9 protein-coding genes are annotated in these 10,597 nt (G+C 73.4%); 6 read left to right on the top strand and 3 right to left on the bottom strand.

The genetic code is table 11. The annotated features are described in order from the left end of the window. The first annotated feature begins 142 nt into the window (after positions 1-142). Both ACFWWR_RS03390 and cyc2 read left to right on the top strand, forming a co-directional pair. Positions 143-1,012 (top strand): LLM class flavin-dependent oxidoreductase, encoded by an 870-nt coding sequence (locus ACFWWR_RS03390; protein ID WP_383857242.1) that lies wholly within the window; start codon positions 143-145, stop codon positions 1,010-1,012. Positions 1,013-1,110: 98 nt separating this feature from the next. Beyond that, on the top strand, positions 1,111-3,267 hold the full coding sequence (gene cyc2 / locus ACFWWR_RS03385; protein ID WP_384301696.1) for a germacradienol/geosmin synthase Cyc2: 2,157 nt from the start codon (positions 1,111-1,113) through the stop codon (positions 3,265-3,267). 10 nt (positions 3,268-3,277) lie between these two features. Here cyc2 and ACFWWR_RS03380 read toward each other — a convergent pair whose 3' ends face one another. Continuing rightward, positions 3,278-4,000, bottom strand: coding sequence for a hypothetical protein (locus ACFWWR_RS03380; RefSeq protein ID WP_383857237.1), 723 nt, complete (start codon positions 3,998-4,000; stop codon positions 3,278-3,280). 93 nt (positions 4,001-4,093) lie between these two features. Between ACFWWR_RS03380 and ACFWWR_RS03375 the strand changes: the two genes are divergently transcribed. Continuing rightward, a complete protein-coding gene (locus ACFWWR_RS03375; protein WP_383857234.1) occupies positions 4,094-4,960 on the top strand; it encodes a LysR family transcriptional regulator in 867 nt (288 codons plus the stop codon). Between the two features lie 93 nt (positions 4,961-5,053). Beyond that, a complete protein-coding gene (locus ACFWWR_RS03370; RefSeq protein ID WP_384301694.1) occupies positions 5,054-5,659 on the top strand; it encodes a PDZ domain-containing protein in 606 nt (201 codons plus the stop codon). On the opposite strand, the gene ACFWWR_RS03365 is transcribed toward ACFWWR_RS03370, so the two are convergent. Beyond that, positions 5,652-6,407 (bottom strand): phosphodiesterase, encoded by a 756-nt coding sequence (locus ACFWWR_RS03365; protein WP_383857228.1) that lies wholly within the window; start codon positions 6,405-6,407, stop codon positions 5,652-5,654. The genes ACFWWR_RS03370 and ACFWWR_RS03365 overlap by 8 nt on opposite strands. 192 nt (positions 6,408-6,599) lie before the next feature. Between ACFWWR_RS03365 and ACFWWR_RS03360 the strand changes: the two genes are divergently transcribed. Both ACFWWR_RS03360 and ACFWWR_RS03355 read left to right on the top strand, forming a co-directional pair. Further along, the gene (locus tag ACFWWR_RS03360; protein ID WP_383857226.1) at positions 6,600-7,727 is read left to right on the top strand and encodes a M24 family metallopeptidase; all 1,128 of its coding nucleotides are present in this window, start codon (positions 6,600-6,602) and stop codon (positions 7,725-7,727) included. Positions 7,728-7,798: 71 nt separating this feature from the next. After that, complete coding sequence (locus ACFWWR_RS03355) at positions 7,799-8,737, top strand: aminoglycoside phosphotransferase family protein (protein ID WP_383857223.1); 939 nt, start codon at positions 7,799-7,801, stop codon at positions 8,735-8,737. An 81-nt stretch (positions 8,738-8,818) separates the two neighbouring features. On the opposite strand, the gene treZ is transcribed toward ACFWWR_RS03355, so the two are convergent. After that, positions 8,819-10,564 carry a malto-oligosyltrehalose trehalohydrolase gene (gene treZ, locus ACFWWR_RS03350; RefSeq protein WP_384301692.1) on the bottom strand — a complete coding sequence of 582 codons (1,746 nt, stop codon included), beginning with the start codon at positions 10,562-10,564 and terminating at the stop codon, positions 8,819-8,821. Positions 10,565-10,597: the final 33 nt, after the last annotated feature.

Below are 10,597 nucleotides of genomic sequence, written 5' to 3'. Positions count from 1 at the left end.
TCCGAACCCCTCTCGCGACTTCAGGGTCTCATGTCCCGTGCACGGGAGGGGATTTGAAAACGGTGGCGAAGTCCGAAACTGCGGGATGAGGGGCCGTGGTCGCGTTGTTGTCCCCGGTGACACCGAGCGAGGGAGCCGTCGCATGCGCATCGGAGTGGCACCGCACCGCCTGTGGCCGGCGGGGGAGGGCGAGCTCGACGGCGTCCTGGAAACGGCCCGCAGGGCCGAGGAGCTGGGCTTCGACCACGTCGTCGCGAGCAGCCACCTGCTGGCCGGGAACCTCGGCGTCACCCCGGACCCGCTCGTCCTCCTGTCCGCCGTGGCCGGAGCGACCACCCGGATCGGCCTGGTGACCAGCGTCCTGATCCTTCCCCTCTACAACCCGGTCGTGGTCGCCCACCAGACCGCCACCCTCGACCGCCTCTCGCGCGGGCGCTTCACCCTGGGGATCGGAACCGGCTGGGACGCCGAGGAGTTCGCCGCGGCGGGCGTGGCGTTCGCCGGGCGGGGCCGGCGCGCCGACGAACAGCTGGACCTCGTACGGCGGCTGTGGCGGGGCGGTGAGGGGCAGCCGCGGCTCGGGGTGCGTCCGCGCACGGGCGGCGGTCCCGGGGTGTGGGTCGGCGGACACAGCGACGCGGCGCTGCGCCGCGCGCTGCGGTACGGCGACGCCTGGCACGGCGCCGGTCTCGAGGCGGCCGGCCTCGTCGAGGTGCGGGACCGGCTGGCCGTACTCGGGGAGGAGGCGGGGCGGGACCCGGCCATGCCGCCGCTGGAGCTGACCGCCGGGCAGTTCCTGCTGCCGCCGGGCTTCGCTGCGGCCGTGCCCCCGCCCGGGCGTCCGCTGGGCGGTGCGGACGCGACCGCGGAGAGCGTGCGGGAGGAACTCTGTCAACTGGCCGCCGCCGGGCTCGCCGCGTGCTCGCTGTGGCTGCCGGTGGCCACGGACGCGTTGCCGGACGCGCTCGCCTGGGTCGCCGACGAGGTCGTCTCCCACTTCTCCCAGGAGTGAGGGCCAGATCCCCAGGGAGTAAGGGCAAGATTCACACGATGGTGTGATCATCCCCGGGCTCCCGGATGCTCCCGCAGGGCCCTGGGTAGGGCCCGGCCATGACGCAGCAGCCTTTCGAACTCCCGCACTTCTACATGCCGTATGCCGCGCGGCTGAACCCCCATGTCGACGAGGCCCGCGCGCATTCGACCCGGTGGGCGCGCGACATGGGCATGCTGGAGGGATCCGGAATCTGGGAGCAGGCCGACCTCGACGCGCACGACTACGGTCTGCTCTGCGCCTACACCCACCCCGACTGCGACGGACCCGCCCTCTCGCTGATCACCGACTGGTACGTGTGGGTCTTCTTCTTCGACGACCACTTCCTGGAGATCTTCAAGCGCACGCAGGACCGCGCCGGCGGCAAGGCCTACCTGGACCGGCTGCCGCTGTTCATGCCGATGGACCTGTCGACGCCGATGCCCGAGCCGCGGAACCCGGTCGAGGCGGGCCTCGCCGACCTGTGGACGCGTACGGTGCCGTCGATGTCCGTGGACTGGCGCCGCCGTTTCGCCGTGGCCACCGAGCATCTGCTCAACGAGTCCCTGTGGGAGCTGTCCAACATCAACGAGGGGCGGATCGCCAACCCCGTCGAGTACATCGAGATGCGCCGCAAGGTGGGCGGCGCTCCCTGGTCGGCCGGACTCGTGGAGTACGCGACCGCCGAAGTGCCGCCGTCCGTCGCGGGGTCGAGGCCGCTCAGGGTGCTGATGGAGACCTTCTCCGACGGCGTCCACCTGCGCAACGACCTGTTCTCCTACCAGCGGGAGGTCGAGGACGAGGGCGAGCTCAGCAACGGCGTGCTCGTCCTGGAGACCTTCTTCGGCTGCACCACCCAGGAGGCCGCCGACACCGTCAACGACGTTCTCACCTCGCGGCTCCACCAGTTCGAGCACACCGCCGTCACCGAAGTGCCCGCACTGGCCCTGGAGAAGGGCCTCGCGCCGGCCGAGGTCGCCGCGGTCGCCAGGTACGCGCAGGGCTTGCAGGACTGGCAGTCCGGCGGCCACGAATGGCACATGCGCTCCAGCCGGTACATGAACGCACGCGCGCGGTCCACCGCGCCCTGGCAGGGACCGACCGGCCCCGGCACCTCCGCCGCCGACGTCCGCGCGCTGCTCGCGTCGGCCGGCGTGGAACGTTTGCGCGCCTACACGCACGTGCCCTTCCAGAAGGTCGGCCCCTCCCTGCTGCCCGACTTCTACATGCCCTTCCCTCTCGAACTCAGCCCGCATCTGCAGGGCGCTCGCGGTCGCCTCACCGACTGGGTGAACTCCGTGGGCATCCTCCAGGAGGGCGTCTGGGACGAGGACAAGCTCGCCGCGTACGACCTTCCGCTGTGCGCGGCGGGCCTCGACCCGGACGCGACGCCCGAGGCCCTCGACCTCAGCTCGCAGTGGCTCGCCTGGGGGACGTACGGCGACGACTACTACCCGCTGGTCTTCGGCCACCGCCGCGACCTGGCCACCGCCAGGGTGACCACCCAGCGCCTGTCGGACTGCATGTCCGTCGACGGCGAGGAGGTCCCCGTCCCGCTCAACGCCATGGAGCGCGGACTCGTCGACCTGTGGGCGCGGACGACGGCAAAGATGACCCCCGACCAACGGCGCGGCCTGAAGGACTCGGTGAACGTGATGACCGAGAGCTGGGTCTGGGAGGTGTCCAACCAGATCCAGAACCGCGTCCCCGACCCCGTCGACTACCTGGAGATGCGCCGCGCCACCTTCGGCTCGGACCTCACCATGAGCCTGTGCCGGATGGGCCACGGCCCCGCCGTCCCGCCGGAGATCTACCGCACCGGACCCGTCCGCTCCCTGGAGAACGCAGCCGTCGACTACGCGTGCCTGCTGAACGACGTCTTCTCGTACCAGAAGGAGATCGAGTACGAGGGCGAGATCCACAACGCGATCCTCGTCGTGCAGAACTTCTTCGGCTGCGACTACCCGACCGCGCTCGGCGTCGTCCACGACCTGATGACCCAGCGGATGCGGCAGTTCGAGCACGTCGCCGCGCACGAACTGCCCATCGTGTACGACGACTTCGCGCTCTCGGCCGAGGCGCGCGAGGTCATGCAGGGCTATGTGCTCGACCTGCAGAACTGGATGGCGGGCATCCTGAACTGGCATCGCGAGGTCGACCGCTACAAGGCCGAGTGGCTGGCCGGCCGCGCCCACGGGTTCCTGCCGGACCGGGCTCCCGCCGTGCCGGTCGGTTGACGGCCAGGCGTCAGACGGGCTGTCCCGCGGCCCGCGCCGCGTGCTCCACCGCCGCTCGCGCCAGCGCCCGGACGACCGGGTGCGGGCGCGAGCCGTCGCCGGACAGCTCCGGCTGGAAGAGGGAGGCCAGGAAGAAGGGGTGGCCCGGGAGTTCGGCGATCCGGACATGGCCGTCCACGTCGTACCCGGAAAAGCGCAGGCCGTGCGCGCGCAGCGTGTCGAGGTGGCGCGTGGGGCCGTACGCGCAGAAGTAGCGCTCGACCGTGCGCTCCGAGCCGATCACGGACTGGGCGAGCGAACCGGGCTCGACGCTCACGACGGCCTCGTGGCCGGCGAGCGAACAGGCCAGCGGCTCGATGAGGAAGTCGTCGGCGTCGGGGTCGTTCTCGGCGTGCGCCACCCGGGTCAGCCCGCACACGTCACGGGCGTACTCCAGCAGCGCGTGCTGGAACCCGCCGCAGGTGCCCAGGAACGGGATGCCCGCCACGCGCGCGGTACGGATCGCGGCGAGCACGCCCGTCTCGCTGCGGTACGGGCTGCCGGGCACGACCCACACCGCGTCGAACCCGCGTACGGCGTCCTCGTCCTCCGCCTCCTCGGACGGCACCCAGTAGGCGTCCAGAACGATCCGGTCGCGCTCGGCGAGGGCGTCGAGAAGGAGCGGGATCCGGGTGTGCGACACGACGTCGGGGGAGCGGTCGCCGACGAGGGCGAGCCGGGCTGTGGTGGTCATGGACTCATCCTGGGCGGGGCCGCAGTTCACGTCCAACGATGATTTCTGCATCCGCGATAAGCGAAGCTGATGGGGTGCGGGATCCTGGCGCACATGGACCCGCACCTGCTGCGTACGTACGTCACCGTCGCCCGGCTCGCCTCCTTCTCAAAGGCCGCCCGCACGCTCGGCTACACCCAGTCGGCGGTGTCCCAGCACATCGCGGCGCTCGAACAGGACCTGGGCGCACCGCTGCTCACCCGCCGCCCGGTCGCACCCACGGCGGCCGGTGAACGGCTCCTCGAACACGCGGGCCCGCTGCTGTTGCGCCTGGAGGCGGCCCGCGCGGACGTCGTACGGATGGCCGGTACGCCCGAGCCGGGGCTGACGCTCGCCGTCGCACCGACCGCCCTCGGCCCGCGTGCCGTCGCCGCGCTGCCCGCGGTCGGTGTGACGGTCCGGGTGCTGGCCCGCGACGGGGTACCGGCGGCCGTCGCCACCGGCACGGCCGACCTGGGCCTGTTCGACGGACTGGCCGCGCCCAGCGACCCGCTGCGGCTGCCCGACGTGGCCCCGCTGACCACGCACTCCGTCGACGAGGAGCCTGTGTGCGTCCTGCTCCCCGACACCCATCCGCTGGCCCGGCGCACCGGGCTGCGCCTCACGGACCTCGCCGACGCGCGCTGGCTGCACGCACCCGACGCGGGCCTGCCCCTCGCCCAGCTCCGTGCGGCAGGCGGCGGCCACGGCTTCCGCCCCGCCCTGCGCTACGAGGGCACCGACGTGCGCGTCCTCACCGCCCTGTCCGCCGCGGGCCACGGCCTGACCCTGCTGCCCCGGTCGGCGGCGATCGGCGTGCCGGGCGCGGTCGCCGTCCCGGTCACCGAGCCGCGGGTCGTTCACCGGACGGAACTGGTGCACGCGGGGGCGCCGCGGGGAGCGGCGGCTCGGCTGGTGGAGGTGTTGTCGCGACGGGCGTGAGTACCTTCCCGCTCCTGACCGAGGGTCAGTCTCACTCGTTCGTGGCTCGTCGGGCGCCGGTGTGCCGGGTAGATCAACAACCGGAGGCGATCGATGGAACAGACTGCGTTGCGACCCAAGCCGATGCCCGGCCAGAAACCCGGCGACACCAGGTCCGGGCCGGCCCGGCGCCCGCACGCCGCGCGCCGGCGTGGCCGACGGCTGCGGACCCTGCTGTTCGGCGTGTTCGCCGGCACGGTCCTGGTGCTGTCCGGGATCGGTCTCGGAACGGTCGGCGCCACGGTGATCGGCATGAGCAAGGTCGCCGAACTCCAGCGACAGGCCGGACAGCAGGGACAGGCGGGGCCCGGAGCACCGGGCGTCCGGGGGAGCATGTCCGCCTCCGCGCGGCCCGGCTCCTCCGCGTCGGCCACGACCGCCTCTCCGGCGCCTGTCCGAGCGACCCTCGGCCTGGAGGTCGTGGACGCCGAGAAGGCGGGCGCCCTGGTCGTCGGCGTCCATGTCCCCGGCCCGGGGTACACGGCGGGCCTGGTCCGAGGCGACCTGCTCCTCGTGTTCGGCCGGACCCGTGTCGACTCGGCGGCCGACCTCGCCCGAGTGGTCGCGGCAGCCCGTCCCGGCAAGGCGGTCGTGTTGACGGTGCGTCACCGCAGCGGTGGCTACCAGCAGTTGACGGTCCGCCCCGGCGTGGTCACGTGACCACCCGGAAGTGACTCGTCAGCCGCCGCTCGTCGTCCAGCACGTGAAAGGCCAGCCCGACCGGCGCGTCCCGGTCCGCGACCTGCTCGCCCTCCCAGGGCAGCCGCAGCGTCCACGTCACCCCCGGCCCGACGACCAGCGGCCGCCCGGCGAACGCGGTGGCGGCGGGCGTGTGCGCGTGCCCGGTGATCAGCCCCGCGATCTCGGGCCGACGCTCCAGCAGCGCCGCCAGCCGGTCGGGGCGGCCCAGCCGATACGCGTCGGGCAGGGGATGGTGCAGGGCGACCGGCGGATGGTGGAAGGCCAGCAGGACCGGAAGGGTCCCGTCGAGTTCGTCGAGGGTCGCCTCCATCCAGTCGTACGTCTCCTCGTCCAGGGCGCCTTCGTCGCTGCCCGGGATGCTGGAGTCGCACATCAGCACGGCGCCGTCGTCGAAGACGTGCACGCTGTTGACCGGTCCGTCGGCCGCGGTCCGGCCCAGCAGGGCCTTGCGGTAGGGCGCCCGGCTGTCGTGGTTGCCCGGGCAGGTCAGCACCGGGAACGGCGCGTCGCCCTCGCGCAGCCCCAGGATGCGGGCGGCCTCCTCGTACTCGGCCTCCGTGCCGTGGTCCGCGATGTCCCCGGTCACCAGCAGCGCGTCCACCGGTCCCGGAAGCCGCCACAGCCGGTCGCGTACCCGCTCCGCGCGCTCGGTCGCCCGGGTGCTTCCGTCCAGATGCAGATCGCTGATGTGGGCGAGTACGAGCACGACGGCTGCCTCCCGGGGAGTACGTCTAATGGAGTGATGGGATCTAACCATTAGTGCTAATGGTTGTGCAACGCACAGCCGTTAGGCAGGGTGGGCGACACTGCGCCGAAAGACCTGACAACCGGTCGCGCTGCCCCCGCTGTCCGGGCAGGATGCTGCCCGTAGTCCCTTCACCCGCCCCGGGAGGCCCGGATGACCGGCAGTACGGCCGCGCCCTTCACCGCCGACGACTACAGGGCCCGTATGGAGCGGGCGGCGAGGGCGGCCGCCGACGCCGGGCTGGCCGGACTGCTGGTCGCACCGGGACCGGACCTGGTGTGGCTCACCGGCTACGCGCCCCCCGCGGCCACCGAACGGCTCACCCTGCTGGTCCTCGCCCCGGGACAGGACCCCGTCCTCGTCGTCCCCGCCCTGGAGGCCCCCGACGCGGCCAAGGCGGCCGGCGCGTCCGCCATGACCCTGCGGGACTGGACCGACGGCAAGGACCCCTACGCCGCCACCGCCGCGATCCTCGACGCCTCCGGCAGCTTCGGCGTCAGCGACAACGCCTGGGCGATGCACCTCCTGGGACTGCAGAGGGCCCTGCCCGGCACCTCCTACGCGTCCCTCACCGAGGCCCTGCCGATGCTGCGCGCCGTCAAGGACGCGGCGGAGCTGGAGCTGATGGCGGCCGCGGGCGCGGCCGCGGACGCGACCTTCGAGGAGATCCGGAACGTCCCCTTCGAGGGCCGAAGGGAGTCCGAGATCGCCGCGGACCTCAGCCGGCTGTTGCGTGAACACGGGCACCAGCAGGTCGACTTCACCATCGTCGCCTCCGGCCCGAACGGTGCCGACCCGCACCACGAGGTGGGCGACCGGGTCGTCGAGCACGGCGACATGGTCGTCCTGGACTTCGGCGGCCTCAAGGACGGCTACGGCTCCGACACCTCCCGCACGGTCCACGTCGGCGAACCCTCCGACGAGGAGCGCCGGGTGCACGACCTCGTGCGCGAGGCCCAGGAGGCGGGCTTCGCGGCGGTACGGCCCGGCGTCGCCTGCCAGGAGGTCGACCGGGCCGCCCGCGCGGTCATCGCCGACGCCGGGTACGGCGAGTACTTCATCCACCGCACCGGCCACGGCATCGGCGTCACCACGCACGAGCCGCCGTACATGATCGAGGGCGAGGAACAGCCCCTCGTGCCCGGAATGTGCTTCTCCGTGGAACCCGGCATCTACCTGCCCGGCCGGTTCGGGGTACGCATCGAGGACATCGTCACGGTGACCGGGGACGGCGGCCGCCGCCTCAACGACACGACCCGCGAGATGGTGACAGTGGACTGACACGACGCAGCAGCGGTGACACCAGCAGGAGCAGGAGCCCCTACCTCCCCAGGAACGACAACGGCGCGACCATGACCCAGGCACCGACACCCACCGCGGACACCGTCCGCCGGCTGGTCCGTACGCTCCTCAAGGAGAGCGCGGCCGACGCCGCCGGACCCGACGTCCGGCCCGTCGTCGAGGGCGGCGTGCCCGACACCTGGTGGGTCGGCACGCGCCATGTGCTGCGCCTCGCCCCCGACCGCGAGGCCGCGGTCCGCCGACGCCGCGAACTGCGCCTGCGCGACCTCGTCCGGCCCCACCTGCCGGTCGCGGTGCCGACGAGCGTGGCGCACGGCGAGTGGGCGCCCGGACTGACGTACACGCTGGACACCAGGGTGCCCGGCGGCTCGGGCGAGGAGCACGACGTGTCCGCCGTCGGCGAGGCCGACCTGGCTGGGCTGCTCACGGGCCTGCGCGAGGTGCCGGTCCGCCAGGCGGAGGCGCTCGGGGTGCCGCGCACCGGCCCGCGCTCCCTGGAGGGACTGCGCCGGGAGGCCGAGCGCGCGGCCGGGCGCCTCGCCGCGGCCGACGAGTTCGACCCCGCCCGCCTCCAGCAGCTCACGGCCCCGGCCGCGGTCCAGCTCGCCGCCCAGTCCGGCTCCGCGGTCCTCGTCCACCACGGCCTCACCGGCGACCACCTCGTGGTCAGCGCCGACGGCCGGGTGCGCGGGGTCCTGGACTGGACCGACGCGGTCATCGGCGACCCCGCCGAGGACATCGCCGGCCTCGCCCGCGCCGTCGGCTCCCCGGCCGCCGTCCGTGCCGCCACCCTCGCCGGCTACGGCGCCCGCCCCTGTCTGCGCGGCCTCTGGCTGGCCCGCTGCGACACGGTCGTCCACCTCGCCGCCCGCCTTCAGGGCCGCGACGACACCCCCCTGCCCCTCCTCAGGACCCGGCTGCGGCGGGCCTGGGAGGCGATCCTGCTGGAACGGGTGACGGAACTGCGGGACGAGGAGACGGACGAGTAGGAGCAGCGGTACGGGGCTGTCCGGTTTCCGGTCCGGGGCCGCCGTCCGGTCCGCCGCCGGGGTGCGACGAGCCGGACGGACTCAGTCCTGCAGGAGCACCACGCACGACTGGCCGGGCACGTGCAGCGCCCCGTCCGTGCCCGGCGCCTCGACGGGCTCCCAGGCGGCGAGGACCTGCGCGGGGCGGGAGCCGAGGGGGATCGCCGCCGGCTCCTCGGCCAGGTTCACGGCCACCCGGATGTCACCGCGCCGGAAGGCGAGCCAGCGGCCCTCCTCGTCGTAGGCCACCTTCGTGTCGGCCAGATCCGGATCCGTGAGGTCCGCGTGCTCGTGCCGCAGGGCGATGAGCCGGCGGTACCAGGCCAGCACGCGCGCGTGGGGCTCGTTCTCGGGCTCGGACCAGTCGAGGCAGGAGCGGTCACGGGTCGCGGGGTCCTGCGGGTCGGGGACGTCCTCCTCGGCCCAGCCGTGCGGGGCGAACTCCCGTCGCCTGCCCTTCCGTACGGCCTCGGCGAGTTCGGGATCGGTGTGGTCGGTGAAGAACTGCCAGGGCGTGCCGGCCGCCCACTCCTCGCCCATGAACAGCATTGGCGTGAAGGGAGAGGTGAGCGTCAGCGTCGCCGCGCAGGCCAGCAGACCGGGGGAGAGGGCCGCGGCCAGGCGGTCGCCCTGCGCGCGGTTGCCGACCTGGTCGTGGGTCTGGGTGTAGCCGAGGAGCCGGTGCGCCGCCACGCGGTTGCGGTCCAGGGGGCGCCCGTGGCGGCGGTCCCGGAAGCTCGAGTACGTGCCGTCGTGGAAGTATCCGCCGGTGAGGGTCTTGGCGACCGCCGCGAGCGGGGCGCGCGCGAAGTCGGCGTAGTAGCCCTGGGACTCGCCGGTCAGCGCGGCGTGCAGGGCGTGGTGGAAGTCGTCGTTCCACTGCGCGTGCAGCCCGAGGCCGCCCTCCGCGCGCGGGGTGACGAGCCGCGGGTCGTTCAGGTCCGACTCGGCGATCAGGAACAGCGGCCGGCCCAGGTCGTCGGCGAGGCCGTCCACGGCCGTGGACAGTTCCTCCAGGAAGTGGCACGCGCGCGTGTCCGCCAGCGCGTGCACCGCGTCCAGGCGCAGCCCGTCGATCCGGTAGTCGCGCAGCCACGCCAGCGCACTGTCCAGCAGGTACGCCCGCACCTCGTCCGAACCGGGCGCGTCCAGGTTCACCGCGGAACCCCAGGGCGTGTGGTGGGTGTCCGTGAAGTACGGGCCGAACGCGGGGAGGTAGTTGCCGGAGGGGCCCAGGTGGTTGTGCACCACGTCCAGGACCACGCCCAGACCGAGCTCGTGCGCCCGGTCGACGAAGCGTTTCAGCGCCTCGGGGCCGCCGTACGGCTCGTGCACGGCCCACAGCGAGACGCCCTCGTACCCCCACCCGTGGCGCCCGGGGAAGGGGCACAGCGGCATCAACTCGACGTGCGTGACGCCCAGTTCGACGAGGTGCCCGAGCCGCTCGGCCGCGGCGTCCAGGGTGCCCTCGCGCGTGTACGTGCCCACGTGCAGCTCGTACAGCACCGCGCCCGGCAGCGGTCGGCCCGGCCACCGGGCGCGCCACGCGTACCGGTCGTGCTCGACGACCGCGCTCAGCCCGTCCGGGCCGTCCGGTTGCCGGCGCGACCGCGGGTCGGGCAGTACGGGGCCGTCGTCCACCGCGAAGCCGTACCGCGTGCCGTCCCGCGCTTCCGCGTCTGTCCGCCACCAGCCCACGCGCGCCGGATCGCGCTCCAGCGCGCGCGTGGCGCCATCGCAATGGAGCGTCACACGATCGGCCTGCGGTGCCCACACCTCGAACTGCACGGAGGGCCCCCTTCGTCTGCTCAGTGATGTAGC

The sequence above is a fragment of the Streptomyces sp. NPDC058678 genome (genome assembly GCF_042714835.1).
Classification (GTDB): domain Bacteria; phylum Actinomycetota; class Actinomycetes; order Streptomycetales; family Streptomycetaceae; genus Streptomyces.
Note: the sequence above shows the minus strand (reverse complement) of the source record. Positions and strands in the feature narration are given on the sequence as shown.